The organism is Methanobacterium alcaliphilum (assembly GCF_023227715.1).
GTDB classification, from domain to species: Archaea; Methanobacteriota; Methanobacteria; order Methanobacteriales; family Methanobacteriaceae; genus Methanobacterium_E; species Methanobacterium_E alcaliphilum.
In genome coordinates this window covers 123,667-145,240 of record NZ_JALKIF010000001.1, presented here as the reverse complement: position 1 = coordinate 145,240, position 21,574 = coordinate 123,667, and the positions used below count along the sequence as shown (strand labels likewise).

The following is a 21,574-nucleotide window of genomic DNA, read 5'->3' as shown; positions in this document are numbered from 1 at the left end:
TTCCATCTATCCGGACTAGTTTTAATTTATTTTTAGAGACCTTTTTCATAAAACAGTTGCACCAAGGCTTTTCCATTTACCATCAACTTTAGAGTAAGACGTTCTGTAGACTTTCCAGGTGTTTTTTTCTAGCAATATGTTTTCCAGGTTATTTTATCAGAACTGCAATCACCAATATCTTTAAAATATTGGGGGCCCATGATCTATCAAATATCCTTTACTTGCAGCTGAATCAGGTTCAGCAAAACTTACTGCAGAAGCTGCAATAAAACAAACCGCCAGTAAAGTCCAAAATTTTCATCTTCATTTTATTTCCCCTATAATTAATGTGTAATAATGCATCTAATTGGATTTTTAAAAGTTGCTATGGAAAATATAATCTAATTATGCATATTATCTACTTTTAATGGATTCAATATCTTTTAAAACAATTAAACTAACTTTTTTTGAAAATTAGGATAAACTAGCGCTGTATTTTTATTGGCTCTGTTTTTAAAGAAGGAGGTAGCTACAGATATTTTCTTAAAATTAAATTAATTATAATTCTATTATTCCTTCAATTTTCAATCCACATATTTAATAAATAAGATGGCCTTATATTTTTTATATAAATGATTTAATCAAAATTCATGTTTAATTTAAGTTTACCAGAAAAAACAGTTTTAAATGGAATATCAATCATTGCAGGGTGACATCATGAAAGACCTTTCCAAAGAGATAGTAGGAAGAATAAAAGAAATCGCTCAACCAGTAAAAATAATGCATGTCTGCGGTTCACACGAACACACAATAATGCATAACGGAATAAGAACACTTTTACCAGAAGAAGTGGAAGTAGTCGCGGGACCCGGATGCCCGGTATGTTGTGTACCTTCCCGGGAAATTGATGAATGTCTTCAACTGGCAGAAAAAGGAGTAACTATAACTACGTTTGGGGATATGCTAAGAGTTCCAGGATCAGAAAGTTCCTTAGCTGAGGCTAAAGGAGATGGTGCTGATGTAAGGGTAGTTTATGGAGTCAACAATGCAGTAGAAATTGCAAAAAAATTGGATAATGAGGTTGTCTTCATGTCCGCCGGATTTGAAACTACAGCTCCAACCACAGCATCAGAGTTACTGGCCGGACCTCCTGAAAATTTTTCAATTCTTTCATGCCATAGACTTATTCCCCCTGCCTTACAATTTTTAATAGACTCTGGAGAAGTAAATCTCAACGCACTTATTGAACCGGGACATGTGGCCACTATTATTGGAACTAAACCATTTGCTCCATTTTCTGAAAAATATGGAATTCCCCAAGCAGTGGCAGGATTCAATCCATTGGATATTCTCATGGCAGTTTACATGATACTCCGTCAAATTAAAAATGGGAAAGCAGAAGTTCAAAACGAATATACTCGTGCTGTACGGGAGGAAGGCAATGTAAAAGCCCAACAGGCAATGGAAGAAGTATTTTACATTACCAGCCGTGAATGGAGAGGTTTTCCAAAGATTCCCGACTCTGTTTATGAGTTAAAAGATGAATTTTCCCCATTCAATGCCCGTGAAAAATTTGATATCGAGGTTAAAGATGTTAAAGAGGCGCCTACTGGTTGTATATGTGGTGCAATACTTAGGGGAGTGGCCCGACCAGAAGAATGCAAACTATTTAAAAAATCATGCTCTCCTATGAACCCTATTGGGGCTTGTATGGTTTCTAAGGAAGGAACATGTAATATTGCATTCCGTTACAGTACTCTTTAAATTAATTATAACTTTATTTTTTTTCTTTTAATTATATGATGGTGAAATTTAATGGCAAAGCAGATAAAAGCTGTAGCTGTAGATATTGACGGCACAATCACTGATCCACAGCGTAGATTATGTGCCAGTGCAATGGAATCCATACGAACTGTTGAAAAAATGGGTATTCCAGTAATCATTGTTACCGGGAATATCATGTGCTTTACCAGGGCAACTTCTATTCTTCTAGGAACAACTGGCGGAATGGTATCGGAAAATGGAGGAGTAATTTTCTCTGAAAGCAAGGTAAAAGTATTAGGGGATATTAAAAAAGCTCAAAATGCCTACAAACATTTGATAACCAAACATGATGTGGAAAAGGTACAATTTTCAGAACTCAGGGTTTCGGAAATAGCAATGTTTAGGACGTTGCCTGTGAAAACTATAAAAGAAACTCTTAAAGATTTTGATATTGAAATTTATGATACTAAATATGCGCTTCACCTTACTGACCCTATGGTAAATAAGGGATCTTCTTTAAAAGTCGTTGCAGATGAATTAGGTATTAAAACCAAAAATATAATGGCTGTAGGGGACAGTGAGAATGATATTGATTTTTTAAAAGTGACAGGTTGTAAGGTTGCAGTTGCAAATGCAGATAATAACTTAAAGAAAATAGCGGATTATGTAACCCTTAAAAGTTATGGGGACGGGGTAAAAGAGGCAATAGGGAGGTTTATATTATGATGGATGTAGCTTTACAGGCGCTTAAATATACAGAAAAATACACGGACCTGGCAGAAATATTTGTAGAAAAAGAACAGGTACTACAGTTGGATATTCAGAATGATAAATTAGATTTTGCAAAAGAAGAATCGACATCGGGAGTTGGAATTCGCGTTATCCTTGATGGTAAAATGGGGTTTTCATACACATCAAATCCTGAAGAGATAAAAAATACAGTTGAAAGAGCAATTTCTAATTCGAAAGCCAATGAAAAAGATGAAAATTTCACTTTATCACAACCAACAAAATATAAAGATATCAAAGGGACTTATGATGAGGGTATTAATTCTTTAGAAGTAGAGACTGCACTAGAATTTGCACAAACCATGATTAACACCGTAAAAGATGCAAAATGTCAACCAACATCTGGAGGATTTTCTGCTGTATTATCCAAGATGTTAATTTTAAATTCTAATGGAGTTAGTTGTCAGGATAAATCCACTGGATTTGCAGGATATCTGGCTGTAAATGCAGAAAAAGGTGATGAAAAATCTACGGCATATGATTCAGAGTCGTCCTGTTTTTTGAATATTGATCCCGAAAAACTGGCAAGTAAAGTTTGTAAACTGGCCACTGATTCTATTGGCGGAAAACCAGTAGAAACTAAGGACATGGATATAATTGTAGACCACCATGCAGGGGCTGGCCTTTTAGGGACTTTTATAAATGCATTAAATGCCGATAATGTTTTAAGAGGCAGATCAATCTTAGCAGATAAAGTAGGGGAAGAAGTAGTATCTTCTAATTTGAGTATTTATGATAATGGGACTTTAGAACATGGTTTAAATTCATCAAGATGTGATGGTGAAGGTACAGCTTCTGAAAAAACTTCATTAATAGAAAATGGTGTTTTGAAAGGATTCATATTTGATTTATATAATGCTTCAAAAGCCGGCGCTAAAAGCACTGGAAACGGTATCCGACCATCTTTTGCAGAAACCCCAACGATATCTGTTACTAATGTAATGGTTGATTATGGTACTAAAACTGATTTATCTGAACTGGACGATGTAATATTAGTTACTGATGTTTTAGGCGCCCACACAGCAAACCCCATATCCGGGGATTTCTCAGTAGAAGCAAACAATGCTTTTGTAGTTAAAAACGGTGAGATAAGCCACCCGGTAAAAAAAGCCATGCTTTCTGGAAATATATTCGAAGCACTCAAAAAATCGGAGGCAATGGATTCTGAAATTAAACAATACGGACCATTTGTAATGCCCCAAATTTTACTTCATGATTTAAGAGTGGTGGGTCAATAATCCATAATGGAAGTGAGGCCTTGGATTTTTCAGAAATCTCTAAAAAACAGGAAAAAGAAGAGCGCATAAGAAAAGCTCTATCTAACTATTTTAAAATTTTAAATAGTAAAAAACTCCCCAGATTCAAGTTAGCCTCGCTTATAGATGCATTTGATGGACATGAAGATTTAAACTCTATTAATTTAGGGGATATGTGGCTGGAACACTACCGTCTTCTTAAAGAATTCAACAAACAGTATTCTCAAAAGGATGAAACCATAGAAAAAGTTTCAGTGGTACCTAACTACAAAATAAATAACAAAAGAATAACTTCTCAAAAAAAACCAGGGTTTTCTTTTCTTGATTTAAAAATCAGAATTGCATCTGAATTATTCAAAGAATGCAGGCTCTGCGAAAAAAGATGCATGGTTAATCGCAATATGCAAACCGGTGAATGTGGAGTACTTGAGCCGAAAATATCATCCGAATTTCTCCATGTAGGTGAAGAAGCTCAGTTAGTACCTAGTCACACCATATTCTTTGCAGGCTGCACATTAAACTGTGTATTCTGTCAAAATTGGGACATCTCCCAGAACCCGAACGATGGGGTATTTTTAAGTCCCGAAAAACTGGCTGAGATAATTGACAACCGCCACCTGAGAGGATCTAAAAATGTTAACTTTGTAGGGGGAGAACCAACACCCCAAATCTATTTTATTCTTCAAACCATGAACCTATGCAATGAAAACATCCCTATTATCTGGAACAGCAATTTTCACATGTCCAAAGAATCCATGGAGCTGCTAAATGGATTTGTGGATCTGTATTTAAGTGATTTCAAATTCGGAAACGATGATTGCGCATCACGGCTATCTGGAGGCAATGATTACTGGCATATAACTACGCGTAATCATCTCTTGGCTAAAAAATCAGGTGATTTAATTATAAGACACCTTCTTTTGCCGGGACATTTTGAATGCTGCACCAAACCTATTTTAAAATGGATATATGAAAATTTAGGCTCGGATATTGTAGTTAATATTATGGGGCAATACAGACCAGTTTATCAGGCGGACAAGTATCCTGAAATTTCTAGATCCATCAACCGAGATGAAATTATAAAAGCAATTCAATACGGCGAAGAGATTGGTCTAGAAAATATAATATAAAAGTTCACCCTATATTATAATTAAAGCAGGTATTTTTGATTTATTCCTAATCAGAAAAACTTACTTTCAAGGTAACTAATATGATTTTAGTGATACTATGAACTGTAAAAAATGCGGAGCTGAACTTGAAAAAAATGACCAGTTCTGCTATAACTGTGGCTTTGATTTATCCATGGACCAGGCCATGGGTGAAAATATATTAAATACTCCACAACGGGGTGGAGAAAAACCAATAAAATCCCGATTTTCTTCTACTTCTCCTGAAAAATTCGATTCATCTTTGAAAAGGACAGCAAATAGGGAAAACCAGATTGACAATGCTCTTAAGAATGAATCTTCTAATTCATTAACGGATTCACAATCCCATGCAAATGGATCTAAAATGCACGATGCCCCAAAAAAATCCAATAAAACAGCTTCGTCAATATTCACCGTACTCTTAATTCTTTTTTTAGGTGGTGTTGCTGGTAACATGTGGATTTCAGGGCATGATGGTACTGCAGACACACTTCCTGTGGTAGTAAATCAAACTAATTATACTCCCGAAGATTATATGATTCAGAATAATCCAGAAAATACCACACAAGCCGTACAACAGAACACCACAACTCAAAACAATATTCAACCTACCCTGAATGTTAATAAAGACTCAAAATGCAGTTACTGTGGTGGAAACGGAAAAATAAAATGCCATTCCTGTGGTGGAATTGGTTTTTTAACCTGCAATGCCTGTGGCGGTGATGGATTACTGGAAAATGGTGAAAGCTGTCAATCCTGCGGGGGTCAGGGAAGAGTGGTTTGTATAAAATGCCAGGCCACAGGGTATATAACTTGTTCGCGGTGTGGTGGAACAGGGCATAAATAATTCGGTGAGTTCTTGACAAATAAGAGGGTTTTAATTACGGGAAGCCCTGGTGTGGGAAAAACAACTCTTTTATATCGAATTAGGGATTCATTAACTGAGAAAAATCTTTTAATTGGAGGGGTATTCTGCCCAGAGATCATTACCCATGGCCAAAGATCAGGTTTTGCTATAATTAATATCATGACCGGCCAAAAAGGATTACTTTCCTGTAAAGATTGTGAAGGCCCTAAGGTGGGGAGTTATGGGGTCAGCCTCGAAAATTTAAAGAATATTGGCGCTAAAGCATTGGAAATGGCACTTGGGAGAGCGGACTATATTTTGATTGATGAGATTGGGCCTATGGAACTAAAAAGCCCTGAGTTTTTCAGGGCTATTGAGAAAGTATTTGATAGTTCGAAAAACGTGATAGCAGTTATTCATAAAAAATCAAATAATCCTGTGGTTTTAAATATTAAAAATAGGGAAGATGTGGTTTTATTTGACATTAATCTGGAAAATAGTGGTCTTGTTTATGGGGAGATTGTGAGATTATTGGATTTATAATTTAGGAATATAAAATACATTATTGGTTTTTAAGGAATTCTTTTAAAAATCAAGTACATTATATAATATAATATTAAAATTTTACATAATAACTTAATTCAACTTTTCAATTTTATCAGGTGATTAAATGGAATGTCAAGATTATGGTCTAAGTCGGACTTTAGAACGGGAAAATTTAAATTTAAACCCATTACAAAGGGGTGGATTGTTATCAGCAAAGGCCAGAGAAGCACTATATGAATTCGGAGACGGTTATAGTGTATGTGATTACTGTGCCGGTAGGTTAGACGAAGTTGCCAAACCATCCATAAATGGGTTTTTAGAAGATCTGGCAAAATTCATCAATGTAGACGCTGTTCGAACGGTACATGGTGCGCGGGAAGGAAAATTTGCAGTCATGCATGCTATGTGTGAAAAAGGGGATACTGTGCTGGTAGATGGGAATGCTCACTACACCACGCACTTGGCTGTGGAGAGAAACCACCTCAACATGATTGAGGTGCCAAACAATGGAGCCCCTGAATTTGAAATAACACCAGAAAAGTACAGAGAAACCCTGGAAAATGCTATTGATCAAAATAAGAATGTTAAACTTGCTCTTTTAACTCATGTGGATGGAGATTATGGTAATTTAACTGATGCTAAACAGATTGGAAAAATCTGTAAAGATGCAGGGATTCCAGTTGCCTTAAACTGCGCTTACTCCATGGGCAGACTCCCTATTGATGCCAAGGCAATGAACATGGACTTTGTGGTGGGCAGTGGCCACAAGAGTATGGCTGCCTCTGGCCCCATAGGAGTATTGGGAATGAAAGAAGAATGGGCTGATTTATTACTGCAAAGGTCTTCAAGGCATGAAAAGAAGGAAATTGAGATGCTTGGATGTACCAGTAGGGGAGCACCTATTGCTACTTTGATGGCATCATTACCTCATGTAATTGAACGTGTCAGTAAATGGGATGTGGAAGTGGAAAAGACACGAAATTTTGTATCACAAATGGAAGAAATTGATGGTGTAGTGCAGGTTGGTATGAGGCCTACGGAACATGACCTGGTAAGATTTGAAACACCAAAATTCCATGAAATTGCGGATAAACATCCCCGCAGGGGATTCTTCTTATATGAAGAACTTAAAAAGAGAAAAATTGTTGGCATAAAAAGGGGTCAAACCCAGTGGTTCAAGTGCAGTACCTATGGATTGAGCCAGAAACAGGTAGACTATATTGCTAGATCCTTCCAGGAGATTGCAAAAACTGCTATCTAAATATTATCTTTTTTTTTTAAAATAAGAGGCCCCTATAAAACATTTTCAAAATATATTAAAAAATGAATAATCTGCTTTTAAAATAAAAATAAGAATTAATAAAATGTTTATCCCATGTGGATAACTGGGAATTGTATCTCTGTCATCAACTCACCGGCGGCCACTTCCTGGGGTGAGTTGTGGTATATTTCTTTAGGTGACCCAATAACATCGTAATGATTGGTCATCACGAAATTAACCATTTTTTGATAAGTTTTTTGAATTTCAGAGTAGGGCCCTATATAAATGGCATAAACTACTTTGTGTTCGGGTATAGTGGCAATGGATATGTTTTGGTTTCCTTTCACGTCCCCTTCCACGGGAAAACCAATATCATAAACCGTCTTATCTGCATTTTCTTTTTGAGGATAATTGTAATAAATTGCAAAAGGAGGGCCATTTAATTCGATGTCTTCTGCAGCAGCCCATATTTCAATTTTTTCAATTAGGGATCCCATTTCTTCAACAGGACCGATGTGTTTAATCACAGCTATTTGCTCTTCTTCGATTGTTTTTTCTTCGATTTTCAAGTGCATCACCAACTTAAAAAAATAAATTAAGCTGAGTTATCAATGTTTAGAGTACTCAGAACTTTGTTGTATGCTTCTTCAGTTTCAGCCTTTGCAGCCGGAGGGCAAATATACTCTACTAATAATTCATAATCGCCCTGATCAATTACTGCTATTTTATTGGATACTTGAGGACTGTTTCTGCTCAGTATTAGAATATTGTAACTATTTATTTTAAGGTTACTTACTGTGGAGTTAGATGCACTAAGCACATTTAATTGTAGGCTGGTAATATTAAAACTGGTGCCATTAACTAATCTACTTTGCACATTAATATATGCTGGATATTTGTTTCCATTGGCATCGGTGATCTCTTTAGTAAAAGTGACCGCAGAATACGCAGTATTATTAAAATTTCCAACGATCTGACTTTGACTCCACGTTCCAGGTATTTGGAAATAAACTTCTCCTTCATTAAATTCTGTGTTCATGGTGGCATAATAATAAATAATTCCACCAACCAGGGCCACTACTATTATAATTAATATTATAGGTAGATAATCCGACTTCATAAAAACACCCTTTATAAGTTAATTTTACTTATATTTTTCAAAGTATTTATTATTAGGGCATTGATTTGATGATTTTGAGTAAAAGGATTATTAAATTAGTAAAGAAGATTTAATTATCTTCTTCTTGTATTTTGAATAGTAATTACTATTAAAAGTAGAACCGGCCATATTTCAAGCCTACCCATCCAGAAATTTATCATAAAAACTATTTTCACAAGAACTGGAGAATCTGGTGTCAAAATGCCACTGGAAAGCCCTACATTACTTAAAGCGGATGCAACTTCAAAAATCACTTGAGATATATCGTTGTAGTATATGAGAATCAGTATAACACTTACAATATAAACTACAAAATAAGTAAAAACAAAGGCTCCGGTTAGTCTCAAAACATCATCCGTAATTTTTAATTCACTGACGTGATGTATTTTTTTGGGAACAATGGCTTTTCCGGGCAATATAAAAGATTTAACTTGCCAAATCATCCCTTTTAATAAAATACCAAATCTAAGCCACTTAATACCTCCTCCGGTGGAACAAGAACCTGCACCAATAATCATGAGTAATGTGATTAAGAATAATCCCAATCCAATCCATTTTGTTATGATATCTGGATAAAATGCAGTTTGCAATCCTGTTGTTGAAATTGCAGAAACTGCTTGGAAAAGACCGAATCTAAGATTAGTTAATAAATCGGTACCATAAACCTGATTTTTTAACAGCATAATTGTTATTAGGGAGGTAGATATTATTATAAGGGCAAATGCCACTTTAGTCTCTATATCTTTGAAATATTCCTTCCAGTTTCCTTTAATAACTGTATAATGTAATGCGAAGTTTGTAGCACCCATTATCATTATTATCATGGCAGCTATTTCAATCCAAATGCTATTATAATACAAAAGGCTGGAATTGTGCATTCCAAAACCTCCAGTTGATAAAGCAGTGAATGCATGGAATATTGAGTCAAAAATAGGCATTCCTGCAATAATAAACAAAAAAATAGCCAAGCCGGTTAAACCAACATAAATATAAACAATGGTTCTGGTGGTATGTTTAACACTAGGTAACAGTCTTTCATCACGCCCTTCAGCCAGATAAAGACGCATAACATCAGCTCCGGTGGATCTTAAAAGTGCTAAAACAAGAAATATGATTCCTAATCCTCCAAGCCATTGTGTAAATGCTCTCCAAAAGTTTATGGTGTGGGAAAGACCATCTAAATTGGTGAACATACTAAAACCAGTAGTTGTAAAACCTGATAATGCTTCAAAATATGCATTTAAATAACTAAGTTCACCAGAAAAATAGAATGGTAAAGCACTCACAGCACTAGCGATAAGCCAAATTACTGTGGAAAAGACCATGGCCACTTTAAGTGACATGTTTGGTCCTTTTTTAAAGAATTTTTTTGCAGTAAAACCAAAAATCAAAGTTATAATGCTTGTAGATAAAAATGGAATGATATAATTGTGTTCATTGTAAATTAAGGATATTATGATTGGTATTAAGATGGCTATACCTAGTAAAAGACAAACATCTCCAGTATAATGAAATATGGTGGATATTTCTTTTTTACTCAGTCGATTTACCTGTTGCATATGTCATCTCCTGAAATTGCTACAAAAATGGAATGTGATAAATCATGAAATAATTTTTTTAATATACTTTTATTGATCAGTTTGCACTTATTTTGATTTTCTTTAGAGAACTGATTATATTTTCTTTAATTTATTTTAAACTGTTCATTTTATTTTATTTTGCTTATAATTATCTAAAAACTCATTTTATTTCATTTATCTAATTCACATCTTATGCTTGTAATTAATATATAAATATTTGTTTTATTGGATTGATTTTTCTATTTTCCCGAAACATTTAAATACTGAAATAATATATTATTTTTAACTTTCATAAAATACTGAAAATTATAAAAGTTAAGAAACTTATGGGGTGAAAAAAGTGAATCAAGTAATAAAAACCATAAAAACTAGAAGAAGTGAGCGTAAATACTCTGATGAACAAATAAAGGATGAAGAATTAAATGAAATAATGGAAGCAGCAATATATGCACCTAGTGGTCATAATGAACAATCTTGGCATTTTACCATTATTCAAAATAAAGACTTAATTAATGAAATCAGTAACGGTGCTAAAGAAGTAATGAAGAAATGTGATGTGGAATGGATAGCAAAAATGGGGGCTGTAAAAGAACTAAACATATTCCACAGAGCACCTACTGTAATCATTGTTTCCGGCAGAAAAAATGCAGTAACTCCTGAAATTGACTGTTCAGCAGCTGTTCAAAATATGCTTCTGGCAGCAGAGAGTCTGGAAATTGGATCCTGTTGGATCGGCTTTGCAAAATTTTACTTCCAAAGTGCTGAAAACATGGAAAAATTCAAAATACCTGATGGATATGAGGTTTATTTCGGTGTATCGTTAGGATATAAAGTTAGAAATATTAAAAATGCATTGGAACGCAAAAGAGATGTCTTCACCTATTTCAAGTGATAATATGTCAGAAAAAGAAGCATTAAAAGAAGAATTTAAAGAATTAGTCTACCGCAGCTTCAGGGCATTAGGACTGGAAGACTTCCCTTCAAAATTAATGTCAACTCTACTGAGCGAACCAAAAGAGATATCATTAGGTGAGTTATCTGAAATGACGGGTTACAGTTTATCTGCACTGAGCACATCCTTAAAGGCAATGGAAGACAGGGATCTTGTGAAACGCTTTAAAAAACCAAAGTCTCGAAAGGTTTACGTGGTCATGGATAAGGATGTTGTGACATTATATATGCAGCTCCAGAAAAAAAGGTACGACCAAAGTTTAATGCCTACATTAAGAAAAACACCTAAATTAATTGAAAAATTTCAATCTATTAATGAATCTAATGGAGAACTAGAACTTTTAGAAGACTTTTATCAACAAATGATCTTTTTAGAAGAAGAAAGTCGAAAATTTATAGAATCCCTGGAAAAATGGCGAGAAATATAGGGATGTTTTAAGATGGAATCAAAAAATGAAAAGAAAGAATGGTTAGAATCTGATTGTTCACCTTTCAGTTCTCTCTACTGCAATTTAAAGATAAGATTAACTGGCAATTTAAATGAAAAGAATCTCAGCGACCTTTATAATTGTAATTTATGTAATCAATGTGGTCTGGCCGGTGTTAATCAGAGCGCACGGGAAAAAGCAGTTAATAAAAACTTGATTATGCGCCATGTGGCTGAAATCAGGGAGAATATTCGCGAATATGGGAATTCATATGGTGAAACTCCAAATTATTTAAACCCCACTTCAAAGGAGAAGATAACAAAAACTATTCTATTTAGAGGATGTACTCCGCTTTATAAAACTCCTGAAATATTAGAATCTGTTGAAAATTTACTAAAGTCTCAAAATATTGAATATGAATTTATGAATGATGAAAACTGCTGTGGAAATATATTGTTTAATTTAGGGGATAATGAATCTGCACAAGAACTAGTAAGGGAAAATATTGCAAAACTCAAAAAATCAGGCGTAAAAAGAATAATTACCGTCTGTCCTGGCTGTTATAATGCATTTAATAAATATTATGTGGGGGAAAATGGATTTAATGTGGAAGTAATATTGGCCATTGATCTTTTAAGTAACTTAACCATAAGCAATAAAAATTACGTGGTACAGGAATCATGCCATGGTCGGGAAAAAACGAGTGAAGTAATTAAAGTATTTACAAATTCCAAAGAAATAACTAAAAACCTGTGTTGTGGTGCAGGGGCTGGTGTTTTAGCCTATAATGAAAAAATGGCTGCTTCAAAGGCAAATGATTTGATAAAAAATAATTCACAGAAAATCGTAACTTACTGTCCATTCTGTTATATTAATTTATCAGCCTATTCCACAAATATTTTTGATATATACGTGCTGCTGGATTCTCAGTATAATAATATTAAAATAATTGATTAGGTGATATTTATGGAAGTATTTCCTGGAATATATCAATTTAAAAGAGGAGCCAATTTTTACTTGGTGGATGGAGATAAAATGACTCTAATTGACACTGGAATGCCAGGTAGCAGCGCTGAACTATTTGATTTTGTGGAAAAAACATTAAAAAGAGATTTAAATGATATTAAAACTATAATTTTAACCCACCATGACTTTGACCATGTAGGGGATCTGGCTAAAATAAAAAAAAGAACCGGTGCAAAAATAGCAATACACAAAGACGATGTGGATTACGTAACTGGAAAAAAAGAAGATAAATCCTTACCATGGTTTGCCAAAATATTCATAAAATTGGCTAAATACATATATCGCCCAGAAAATGTTGAGGTGGATATTTTACTGGATGAGGATGATCAAATTGGACCATACCATGTTATTCACATGCCGGGTCATACTCCCGGCAGCATAGGCCTATATGATAAAAAAAATAAGGTTTTATTTGTTGGAGATAACTTAGGATATATGAAAAATAAAATTGAGGGCCCACCGTCGCTATTTACTCCAGATATGATGCAAGCAGAAAAATCATTAAAGAAACTCAGGGGACTGGATGTTAAAGCAATTTTCACAGGCCATAGTAAAGGAGTCACTTCCAAAGCTTCTTTAAAATTAAATGATTATCTGGATAACCTTGCATGAGAAAAAAATATAATTTTTCACTTTATAAAAGTGAATTTTGATTTCACTTTTTAGACACAGGGAATTGGACCTCAGTAAGTAATTCACTTTCTGGAACAAATTCAGGGCTGTTCATATAAATCTCAGTCACCGGACCAAAAATCTGGTATCCTTCTTTTTCAGCGTATTCAAATAAATCCACATATACTGAAGATGCTTCACCATAAGGCCCTTTGAAGATGGTTGAAACAACAGTCTGCTCTGGAACAGTTTTTATTTGAATATTATCTTCTGCTTTTAATTTTCCATTGAATGAAGCACCCATTTCCCATTCCAGTTCTTCTTCACTCACCTCCAGTGGTGAATTGAAATAGGTTCCATAAACGGGCATTTGTATTTCCACATTTTTCTCCATTAACCACCCTACAACACTGCCTAAAATTTCAGGGATTTTTTCATAACTTCCTTTATAGAAAATATAGGCGGTCTGATATTCTGGAATCTTTTTTATTTCAATTTTCATGTTTTTCACTCCAAAACGAATTTAATTATATTAATTAGTTCGGCTGGAAATAATCAATTAATTTTTGCAAGAGCAATTGGAAACTATTCTTTGGGATGGGAGTGTTTTACCAGAAATATATCCTGCCCTGGACCATAGTCGCCCTGGCAATATTCTTCTAAAAAATCTTTTTTATAATAATGTTGTGCTTCTAAATTTGATTCATTAAATCCTGCTTTTTTATAGGCATTTATGGCTACAATGTTCTTTTTGGACGGGCGCATTATAAATGTATGATATCCATTTTTGGATAATTTATCAGATAATAAATTAATAGCAGAGATTCCATATTCTTTTCCAGTGTATTTTAAGCTTTTAAGCCATATATCCAACTCAGCAAACCCTGGCTTTAGATGAAAAGTAGTATATGAAATGAATCCAATTTCTTCTTCAAAATAATTAGTATTGTGAATAATCAAAAAACCTCTTCCTTTATCGGGATGGGTATCATTAAAAAAATAGTCGGCATAATCTTTTTTAAATTCTGAATAAGTGGGGATGTCTTTTTCACTGTATCCTTGAAGCCGATTTAGAAATGGGGAAAAATCAGAATAATATAACCATTCATACGTCTCTTTTCTTTTTTTTAGAGAAGCTTTTTTTAAAGAAATCATTTTTTAAGACCTTTAAATAAAATAATGGTGTTGGATTATTAAATACTTCGCTTTAATGAAACTGCATGGGCCATTACCAGTGCTGATAGAATTATGTATGCTAGTAGAGCTGATTCGTTGAATGAACGGTTGAATATGAACAATCCCACAATACTTTGAGCTAAAAATGCAGATAAAGCCCCTATGAGTAGTGCTTCTCTACCTAAATATGTTCGACTACCTTCTTTTCTTTTAGCACGGTATTTTCGAAGTATTGTGAATCCTGTGAATGTCACAAGCATTATCCAGGCCATTAAAAACAGCAAACCAAAGTAACCGGCATCAAATGCCACCACATATATCCCGGGGAGCATATAATCCAGATAATCCTTTTTAACTACCAGTAAACCAAAAAATTGGTGATATGGTAAACCAAATGCATGTATGATGCTCATAGGGAGTGTAAGATAACCATCCGCACCACCTAAACAGTTTGCCTTCCAGTAACAGGATCCCTGCACATGACCCCAAAATGTAGTATTGTTTAAAACTAGTTTAAGGCTGGGGAGGGCATTGTTCTCTAATCTAGCAACCCTTAAAAGAGGACTTAAGACAGCTTTATCTAGAATACGGGATAAAATTTCCAGTGCTGCAAAGGCACCTAATCCTGCTCCAATAAATCCTATAATTGATTTTGGGGTAATTTTAGTACTTCTTTTAAAACTTTTGGACATGATGATATAACCTAAAGCCCATCCTAAAAACCATAATATTAAGAATGAACGATGCATTATACCACCGGCCACGGCAATAACAAAGAAGAGGATAATACTCAATGTTTTTATTGAAGTTGATCTGATACCTACTTCGCTGAGTAAATTAGCTGATGCGGCCACAGTTACCCATCCAAAAACGGCAAGAGCACCGAAAGGGTGGGTGAATTCGTGGTGCGATATAAAAGGCAGCAATAGGAACATGGCATCCACTCCAAAAACAATGGCAATGAGCACAGTTAAAACCATTCCTAAAAACATAACCATACTCAAAGGCAGGGCTATTACATTGAAAAGTAGCAATATGCCTATATGGATGATGATGGCCACTTCTATAATTAGTTGCAGATTATTTTGAGCTATGAACATAATATCTAAATAGTTTTTGACTACAATTATAATATAAATTTATGTGCTAAAATCGAGCTTATTTTATAAAAAATTGTTTTTTAGAATATTTTCACTTTGATGATAATTGTCTGTATTATAATTTTGCTTTGGATTCTTTTTTTATTTACAATATTTATCAAAATTTCTGTTAATCAGCTGAAACAGGGCTCATTAAAACAATATTAGACTATCAAATAATTAGCAAATTTTTACAAAATAAGGATGAAAAGAGAAAAAAATTTAATTCTCTTTTGAAATGGGGTTTTCATTGTCCTGAAATTAGACCCTGGATATATCCAGATAACCATTGCATTAAACTGTTAATTTGATCCATGATTCCGCCCTGATTCACCTGACTACTGATATCCTGTAACTGTTCTTTAAAGTCAGTTAAGTTTCCTTGGACTTGTTGGGAGTTTGCAACAGTATTAGCAATTTGTTGGGTTTGGTTTTGATTTAGATCGATGTTTAAATTATTAGCAGTTTGATTTACTATGTTCTCAATTTGTTCAGGATCCTGCAAGTTCTCTGCAGCGGTCTGATTCTTAACATCACTGAAAAGGGCAGCGATTTCATCTCCACTTGCCCCGGTTTCATTCACTAAAGCCGTTTCTAGATAAAGTTCTTCAGTAGCGGCTTGTTTCGCGGCTTCAGGAATATCTGCACCTACTGCTGTTTCATAGGATTTTAAAACCCCTGTTAAAGCAGCTTCTCCAGTAGCTGAAATGGGCGAGGTAACTACTACATACCCTTTTTCAATTCCACTTGTTTTAAGTGCATTAGCATACATTTGGGGTGTAACAACAGTAATTTTACTGGAATCCACCACAATTTTTATCCCTTCTTTGTAATTTAAATCAACTAAAGCACAAGAATATATGCTGCTTGAAGGATAAACTTTCCCTGTAATGTTTTGGGATATTTTATTAACTTCATCTGCGGTTATAATTTTAACGTCTGCATTTGAAACGTTTTGTTCTGTTTTTGACTGAAAATAGGCCAAAACAGTATTTTTATATGCTGCATTGTTGTTGGTTGCTTCCCCAATAGTCACGGAAAATCCCGAAACAGCATATATTGGGGCAATTAGTATTGAAAGTAAAAGAAATATGGTTATATACCTTTTCATTCCATCACCTCTCTAATGAATAATTTATAGGTCTGTATAAATTAAATACTTTTTCATAGAATGCCTGAATTTTTTATTATTTAATTGTAAAATAATTTTGGCGCGGAATTGATGTGGGACATAGGAACTATTAATAGTTTTTCATGGTTTGGGCTTAGGGTTTCAAATAAATCTAATCTAGTGTAAGTTGTGAAAAAAAATTCCTTATATTATTATATGGTTCTATAATCCTGGAATTTGATTCATTAAATGATTATTTAAAAACTAATAAAATGCAGTTTTCAAGGTAATTAGCCTAAAAGAACTACCCTACTATCTTCCATTTTGTCCAGTATTTTCATACCGCATAATTCTCCGATTTCCAGGGCAAATTTTTCCACATCTGAAAGAGAAGGCATGTTGTCACGCTGCATTCTTTGGCGGGAATATCCTACAAACATGTAGGCTTTTATTTCTACAAAGTCGGGGTCTGCTTTTTTAATTAAGTCAGCATAACTTTGATGGTCTTTCATATTCTCTCCTTTAACACAAGTGGTCCTTATAACGGTTCTAGAATCAAAACTGGGCATTAATTCTAATGATTGGTTAAGACGATCCCAAGCATCATTAACCTGTGGTTTGCAAAGGTTATTGAATGTTTGTTTTTCAGGTGCATCAAGGGAAAGGTATAGTTGAGTGGGTTCTTCTGGAAGATTTTTCAACTTTTCAACTTCCAATCCATTACTCACTAAAAATGTAGTGAACTTCCTGCGGTGAAATTCTGATATTAAGTCTCCAATTTCCGGATACAACATTGGTTCGCCTGCTAGAGATATGGCGGCATTAGTGGGATCTTGAGATTCATCTAATTTTTCCAGATTGGATTTCGCATTACCAAAAAACCCACATAATAATTTACGCTGGGCTTCAATACAGCCGTCTATTATTGCACCGGGATCATCATAATGCCCTTCCCACTTCACACTGGTTGCTGAGAGATCTCTCCAGCAGAAACTACATTTTTGATGGCAAAAAGGTATGCTGGGTGACATCTGTAAACATCTATGGCTTTCAATACCATAAAATTTTTGTTTATAACAAAAACCTTCATCCAGGATGCTTTTCTTAGTCCAGTGACATATTTTTGCAGCTGCATGGTTGTGGTTCCCTACAAAACGATAGCCCATCTTTTCTAGCTTCTGCTTTTCTTCTATTGAAAATGACATGTGAATCTCATTGAAAGTTTATAAGTTCAGATTGAGTTTTCCTATAAAAAGTAGTTATTCTTTAATTATACTCAGTATCCTTTTTAATTTATTTACATATTAATTAAATTATCTGTTAATAATGAGGATATAAATTAATTAGAAAAAGTTTCACCAAATTTATTTGAGTATATATAAAATTAGTTTTAATGTTTGGATGTGAAACAAGAATATGTATTTTATAGAACTTAATTGAACTAGGTAATGATAATGTAAATATTTAAAATGATTGAATCGATATTTTGGATGGGGATAACTCATTTGAACATTTTTTTTGAGTTAATGCTTTATTATTAAAAACAAGTAGAAAAAATATAATCATAAAAATATATTCATTATTATGAAAAATCCTTAAAAAATAAAGCTTCAAATTGAATATTCAAGATTTTTAGGGAGTGATATGTTGTTTTTAGCAAAAAACATTATTTTTAATCAATTTAATTAAAGTTAAATGATAAACATTCTTTTAAAACTATTTTAATTAAAAATGTCTTAAATACGGCTTTTTTTAAGAAAATAGTGTCTTTAATTTAAGTTTTCAAGAGCGGTCACCAATTCCTTTAATTCAGCCTTTAATTTGAAAAAAACACCCTATATAAGCCTTTTCGTCTCCTTTTCCAGCAAAACATTTATATATGGTTATAATGTGAATACTTTATGTTGTTACCATAATGTCTAAATGGGTTCTAAAAACTGTTTAGACGTGGAGGCGGTACAATTAAGCGACACTCGAGATATGCGCTGCTAATTGCATTAGGCATAGTAGTGTGCTTTTTGCCCTTTTCACAGGGCATTTCTATGGAAACTATCCAAAAAGATACGAAAACATCTTTAAGTATAAATGGTGAAGTTGCCGAAGTAAGCGCTGCTTATAATAAACATCGAAAAGCTACAGCGGCAGAAAAAGCAAAATTAACCCGTTTAGAAGGAAAAGAAGGTTTAGATTATTTAGCAAAATACATTAACAAACATTTGAATCATAGATCTGGAGCAGCACATACCGCTGCCGGAGTTGAAAAAACCGGATACGGCGATTGCTGGGGATTATCAGATTGGACAGCTAAAAAATTAGCTAAAGCAGGATATCAAGTTAAAGTTGTACAGGGTGCAAATTCCTACTCTTCAAGACATCGATGGGTAAAAGTGAAAGTTGACGGCAAGTGGATTAACTTTGAACCTTCACTAGTGACCAAACGCTATGGAAGTAAACATTACACAAAAACTTGTGCAAGAATGAGTCGTGTTGTAACAACTTACAACTGCGATTAATAGTGTTTACTTTTTTTTATTTTTGTTAAAATATTCTATTTTTTTTTCTTTTGGTTTAATATTGGATTAAAACCTTTTTTTGGAATATAAATTTCTATGCTTGTGTTTTCAGTTTTATTTTTCATAATTTAAGAAAAAAGGCTGATTTATAATATTTTTTTCAATTACTAACTGCTTTTTTACAATATTTTTAATAATTGTGCATATTTCAAATACCAAAAATTTTTAAATGGTATAATTCAATAATTATAAATATAAAAGATAAATTTCTTATTGTATTTGTTCATTTGGAGGATTTAAATGAAGCCAATCACTCAGACCCCTATTGTAATATTGAATTTTAAGACATACCTTGAATCTACTGGACAAAATGCTTTGAAATTAGCTAAAGCTTGTGAAAAAGTCGCAAAAGAAACTGGTGTCAACATTGCTGTGGCCCCACAACATATGGATATTTATATGCTGGCACAGGAAGTTGAAATACCTGTATTTGCTCAACATATTGACCCTGTGGTTGCTGGGGGACACACTGGAAGTGTTCTTTTGGAGTGTGCATATGAAGCAGGTGCAGTGGGAACATTAATCAATCATTCGGAACAGAGGATGAAGCTGGCGGATATTGATGAAGTAATTAAGAGAACCTCTTCTAAAGATATGGTGAGTGTGGTATGTACCAATAATATCGAAACCAGTATTGCTGCAGCAGCACTAGGGCCTAATTTTGTAGCTGTTGAACCTCCAGAACTTATTGGATCAGGAATACCCGTATCTCAAGCTGAACCTGAAGTAGTAGAAGGTACTGTAGATGCAGTACAAAAAATAGATACATCTGTAAATGTACTCTGTGGTGCAGGAATATCCACTGGTGATGATATGAAAGCAGCACTGGATTTAGGATCAGTTGGAGTATTATTAGCATCAGGAATTATTTTAGCCAAAGATCCTGAAAAAGCTCTTCTAGACTTGGTAAGCAAGATTTAATTGCACATTAATCCAAACAAAATCTATAATTCGTCATGATGATTATTTGGAGGAAAACATGCCCCTTAAATTTAATACTATTGATGATTTTCAGCTAGATGGCAAGACAGTTCTAGTTAGGGTGGACATAAATTCCCCAGTAGATCCTAATAGTGGGTTGATACTGGATGACACCCGTATGCTGCTTCACTCAGAGACCATATCTGAACTGGCGGATAATGGTGCTAAAACTGTGATACTGGCTCACCAGAGCAGGCCGGGAAAAAAGGATTTCACTACTTTAGAGCAGCATGCCCATGCACTATCCAAAATTTTAAAGCGCCCAGTAACGTATGTCGAAGATATTTTTGGATATGCTGCCAGAGAAACCATAAGCAAAATGAAGAAAGGAGATATACTGCTTCTTGAAAATGTTCGTTTTTACTCGGAAGAAGTATTAAAAAAAGATGCTCGATTGCAAGCTGAAACCCATATGGTCCAGAAACTTTCTCCCATTATAGATATATTTATCAACGATGCCTTTGCAGCAGCGCACCGTTCTCAACCGTCACTGGTAGGCTTTGCATTTGAACTACCTTCCGGAGCAGGCAGAGTCATGGAGAAAGAGTTAAAAATTCTTTATGGGGCACTGGACGATGTTAAAAGACCATGCGTATATGTTTTGGGTGGTGTGAAAGTAGATGATTCCATCATGGTCATGGAAAATGTATTGGAAAATGGCAGTGCAGATTATATTTTAACTACGGGGCTGGTGGCAAATATATTTTTAGAAGCAGATGGTGCAAAAATAGGGCAATGTAACTCTGATTTTATAAAAAATAAAGGTTATTCTGACTTTGTTAAAACTGCTGAAAGACTACTGGTCAAGTTCCGTGAAAAAATATTAATCCCCATTGATGTAGCTGTATGCAAAAACGAGAAGAGAATTGATGTCTCGGTTAAGGATATTCCAAATCTCCCTATTTATGATGTGGGTATTGAAACCATAAAACTATATGCTCAACTTATTCGCCAGGCCGGAACAATATTTGCTAATGGACCTGCAGGGGTGTTTGAGAATCCAGAATTCAGTATTGGTACTGATGATATTTTGAATGCCATAGCTTCTTCCCAAGGATTTTCGATTATTGGGGGAGGACATCTGGCTGCTGCTGCTGTTCAGATGGGTTTTGAAGGAGAAATGGATCATATAAGTAGTGGTGGTGGTGCATCTATTAGTTTACTGGCAGGCGAAGAATTACCAGTGGTAAAAGTTCTAAAAGACATGGCTGGTAAAAAATAATCAACGCCTTTTTATGCAATAACGTC

General features: G+C 34.4%; 22 protein-coding genes. 14 read left to right on the top strand and 8 right to left on the bottom strand.

Annotation, left to right across the window (positions count from 1 at the left end):
* The first annotated feature begins 696 nt into the window (after positions 1-696).
* The 7 genes from hypD to pscS all read left to right on the top strand — a co-directional run bounded on the left by hypD (position 697) and on the right by pscS (position 7,590).
* Positions 697-1,743 carry a hydrogenase formation protein HypD gene (gene hypD, locus MXE27_RS00750; protein ID WP_248610474.1) on the top strand — a complete coding sequence of 349 codons (1,047 nt, stop codon included), beginning with the start codon at positions 697-699 and terminating at the stop codon, positions 1,741-1,743.
* A gap of 51 nt (positions 1,744-1,794) precedes the next feature.
* Positions 1,795-2,469 carry a phosphoglycolate phosphatase gene (locus MXE27_RS00745; RefSeq protein ID WP_248610473.1) on the top strand — a complete coding sequence of 225 codons (675 nt, stop codon included), beginning with the start codon at positions 1,795-1,797 and terminating at the stop codon, positions 2,467-2,469.
* Complete coding sequence (locus tag MXE27_RS00740) at positions 2,463-3,770, top strand: TldD/PmbA family protein (protein WP_248610595.1); 1,308 nt, start codon at positions 2,463-2,465, stop codon at positions 3,768-3,770. Before MXE27_RS00745 ends, MXE27_RS00740 begins: the two co-directional genes overlap by 7 nt.
* A 20-nt stretch (positions 3,771-3,790) precedes the next feature.
* Positions 3,791-4,918, top strand: a complete 1,128-nt coding sequence (locus tag MXE27_RS00735; protein ID WP_248610472.1) for a radical SAM protein — start codon at positions 3,791-3,793, stop codon at positions 4,916-4,918.
* Between the two features lie 97 nt (positions 4,919-5,015).
* Complete coding sequence (locus MXE27_RS00730; protein WP_248610471.1) at positions 5,016-5,783, top strand: zinc-ribbon domain-containing protein; 768 nt, start codon at positions 5,016-5,018, stop codon at positions 5,781-5,783.
* 12 nt (positions 5,784-5,795) lie between these two features.
* On the top strand, positions 5,796-6,326 hold the full coding sequence (locus tag MXE27_RS00725; protein ID WP_248610470.1) for an NTPase: 531 nt from the start codon (positions 5,796-5,798) through the stop codon (positions 6,324-6,326).
* A 127-nt stretch (positions 6,327-6,453) separates the two neighbouring features.
* The gene (gene pscS / locus MXE27_RS00720; RefSeq protein WP_248610469.1) at positions 6,454-7,590 is read left to right on the top strand and encodes an O-phospho-L-seryl-tRNA:Cys-tRNA synthase; all 1,137 of its coding nucleotides are present in this window, start codon (positions 6,454-6,456) and stop codon (positions 7,588-7,590) included.
* Between the two features lie 107 nt (positions 7,591-7,697).
* Here pscS and MXE27_RS00715 read toward each other — a convergent pair whose 3' ends face one another.
* The 3 genes from MXE27_RS00715 to MXE27_RS00705 form a co-directional block, all read right to left on the bottom strand.
* The gene (locus MXE27_RS00715) at positions 7,698-8,159 is read right to left on the bottom strand and encodes a GyrI-like domain-containing protein (protein ID WP_248610468.1); all 462 of its coding nucleotides are present in this window, start codon (positions 8,157-8,159) and stop codon (positions 7,698-7,700) included.
* Positions 8,160-8,185: 26 nt separating this feature from the next.
* Positions 8,186-8,710: a hypothetical protein gene (locus MXE27_RS00710; RefSeq protein ID WP_248610467.1), complete on the bottom strand. Its 525-nt coding sequence runs from the start codon at positions 8,708-8,710 to the stop codon at positions 8,186-8,188.
* A gap of 113 nt (positions 8,711-8,823) precedes the next feature.
* A complete protein-coding gene (locus tag MXE27_RS00705; RefSeq protein WP_248610466.1) occupies positions 8,824-10,308 on the bottom strand; it encodes a TrkH family potassium uptake protein in 1,485 nt (494 codons plus the stop codon).
* A 361-nt stretch (positions 10,309-10,669) separates the two neighbouring features.
* On the opposite strand from MXE27_RS00705, the gene MXE27_RS00700 reads away from it, so the two are divergent.
* The 4 genes from MXE27_RS00700 to MXE27_RS00685 are packed head-to-tail and all read left to right on the top strand — an operon-like array spanning position 10,670 to position 13,346.
* Positions 10,670-11,221, top strand: a complete 552-nt coding sequence (locus tag MXE27_RS00700) for a nitroreductase family protein (protein WP_248610465.1) — start codon at positions 10,670-10,672, stop codon at positions 11,219-11,221.
* A gap of 4 nt (positions 11,222-11,225) precedes the next feature.
* Entirely contained in the window at positions 11,226-11,708 is a 483-nt protein-coding gene (locus MXE27_RS00695; protein WP_248610464.1) for a GbsR/MarR family transcriptional regulator, read from the top strand.
* A 12-nt stretch (positions 11,709-11,720) separates the two neighbouring features.
* The gene (locus MXE27_RS00690; protein ID WP_248610463.1) at positions 11,721-12,665 is read left to right on the top strand and encodes a (Fe-S)-binding protein; all 945 of its coding nucleotides are present in this window, start codon (positions 11,721-11,723) and stop codon (positions 12,663-12,665) included.
* A 9-nt stretch (positions 12,666-12,674) separates the two neighbouring features.
* The gene (locus MXE27_RS00685) at positions 12,675-13,346 is read left to right on the top strand and encodes an MBL fold metallo-hydrolase (protein ID WP_248610462.1); all 672 of its coding nucleotides are present in this window, start codon (positions 12,675-12,677) and stop codon (positions 13,344-13,346) included.
* Positions 13,347-13,389: 43 nt separating this feature from the next.
* On the opposite strand, the gene MXE27_RS00680 is transcribed toward MXE27_RS00685, so the two are convergent.
* The 5 genes from MXE27_RS00680 to twy1 all read right to left on the bottom strand — a co-directional run bounded on the left by MXE27_RS00680 (position 13,390) and on the right by twy1 (position 17,977).
* Complete coding sequence (locus MXE27_RS00680; protein ID WP_248610461.1) at positions 13,390-13,848, bottom strand: GyrI-like domain-containing protein; 459 nt, start codon at positions 13,846-13,848, stop codon at positions 13,390-13,392.
* Positions 13,849-13,931: 83 nt separating this feature from the next.
* Positions 13,932-14,501, bottom strand: a complete 570-nt coding sequence (locus MXE27_RS00675) for a GNAT family N-acetyltransferase (RefSeq protein WP_248610460.1) — start codon at positions 14,499-14,501, stop codon at positions 13,932-13,934.
* Positions 14,502-14,539: 38 nt separating this feature from the next.
* Positions 14,540-15,622 carry a hypothetical protein gene (locus tag MXE27_RS00670; RefSeq protein WP_248610459.1) on the bottom strand — a complete coding sequence of 361 codons (1,083 nt, stop codon included), beginning with the start codon at positions 15,620-15,622 and terminating at the stop codon, positions 14,540-14,542.
* 286 nt (positions 15,623-15,908) lie between these two features.
* Complete coding sequence (locus MXE27_RS00665) at positions 15,909-16,772, bottom strand: DUF1002 domain-containing protein (RefSeq protein ID WP_248610458.1); 864 nt, start codon at positions 16,770-16,772, stop codon at positions 15,909-15,911.
* Between the two features lie 290 nt (positions 16,773-17,062).
* On the bottom strand, positions 17,063-17,977 hold the full coding sequence (twy1, locus tag MXE27_RS00660) for a 4-demethylwyosine synthase TYW1 (protein ID WP_248610457.1): 915 nt from the start codon (positions 17,975-17,977) through the stop codon (positions 17,063-17,065).
* An 813-nt stretch (positions 17,978-18,790) separates the two neighbouring features.
* Between twy1 and MXE27_RS00655 the strand changes: the two genes are divergently transcribed.
* From MXE27_RS00655 to MXE27_RS00645, 3 genes are all read left to right on the top strand, one after another.
* Positions 18,791-19,285: a transglutaminase-like domain-containing protein gene (locus tag MXE27_RS00655; RefSeq protein WP_248610456.1), complete on the top strand. Its 495-nt coding sequence runs from the start codon at positions 18,791-18,793 to the stop codon at positions 19,283-19,285.
* Between the two features lie 300 nt (positions 19,286-19,585).
* Entirely contained in the window at positions 19,586-20,266 is a 681-nt protein-coding gene (gene tpiA, locus MXE27_RS00650; RefSeq protein WP_248610455.1) for a triose-phosphate isomerase, read from the top strand.
* Between the two features lie 58 nt (positions 20,267-20,324).
* Positions 20,325-21,548, top strand: a complete 1,224-nt coding sequence (locus MXE27_RS00645) for a phosphoglycerate kinase (protein WP_248610454.1) — start codon at positions 20,325-20,327, stop codon at positions 21,546-21,548.
* The last annotated feature ends 26 nt before the right edge of the window (positions 21,549-21,574 follow it).

Bases quoted from the DNA above. Each gene is read 5' to 3' on its own strand.
- hypD (WP_248610474.1), top strand. From the start codon at position 697: ATGAAAGACCTTTCCAAAGAGATAGTAGGAAGAATAAAAGAAATCGCT.
- MXE27_RS00745 (WP_248610473.1), top strand. From the start codon at position 1,795: ATGGCAAAGCAGATAAAAGCTGTAGCTGTAGATATTGACGGCACAATC.
- MXE27_RS00730 (WP_248610471.1), top strand. From the start codon at position 5,016: ATGAACTGTAAAAAATGCGGAGCTGAACTTGAAAAAAATGACCAGTTC.
- pscS (WP_248610469.1), top strand. From the start codon at position 6,454: ATGGAATGTCAAGATTATGGTCTAAGTCGGACTTTAGAACGGGAAAAT.
- MXE27_RS00710 (WP_248610467.1), bottom strand. From the start codon at position 8,710: ATGAAGTCGGATTATCTACCTATAATATTAATTATAATAGTAGTGGCC.
- MXE27_RS00705 (WP_248610466.1), bottom strand. From the start codon at position 10,308: ATGCAACAGGTAAATCGACTGAGTAAAAAAGAAATATCCACCATATTT.
- MXE27_RS00695 (WP_248610464.1), top strand. From the start codon at position 11,226: ATGTCAGAAAAAGAAGCATTAAAAGAAGAATTTAAAGAATTAGTCTAC.
- MXE27_RS00690 (WP_248610463.1), top strand. From the start codon at position 11,721: ATGGAATCAAAAAATGAAAAGAAAGAATGGTTAGAATCTGATTGTTCA.
- MXE27_RS00685 (WP_248610462.1), top strand. From the start codon at position 12,675: ATGGAAGTATTTCCTGGAATATATCAATTTAAAAGAGGAGCCAATTTT.
- MXE27_RS00680 (WP_248610461.1), bottom strand. From the start codon at position 13,848: ATGAAAATTGAAATAAAAAAGATTCCAGAATATCAGACCGCCTATATT.
- MXE27_RS00675 (WP_248610460.1), bottom strand. From the start codon at position 14,501: ATGATTTCTTTAAAAAAAGCTTCTCTAAAAAAAAGAAAAGAGACGTAT.
- MXE27_RS00670 (WP_248610459.1), bottom strand. From the start codon at position 15,622: ATGTTCATAGCTCAAAATAATCTGCAACTAATTATAGAAGTGGCCATC.
- MXE27_RS00665 (WP_248610458.1), bottom strand. From the start codon at position 16,772: ATGAAAAGGTATATAACCATATTTCTTTTACTTTCAATACTAATTGCC.
- twy1 (WP_248610457.1), bottom strand. From the start codon at position 17,977: ATGTCATTTTCAATAGAAGAAAAGCAGAAGCTAGAAAAGATGGGCTAT.
- tpiA (WP_248610455.1), top strand. From the start codon at position 19,586: ATGAAGCCAATCACTCAGACCCCTATTGTAATATTGAATTTTAAGACA.
- MXE27_RS00645 (WP_248610454.1), top strand. From the start codon at position 20,325: ATGCCCCTTAAATTTAATACTATTGATGATTTTCAGCTAGATGGCAAG.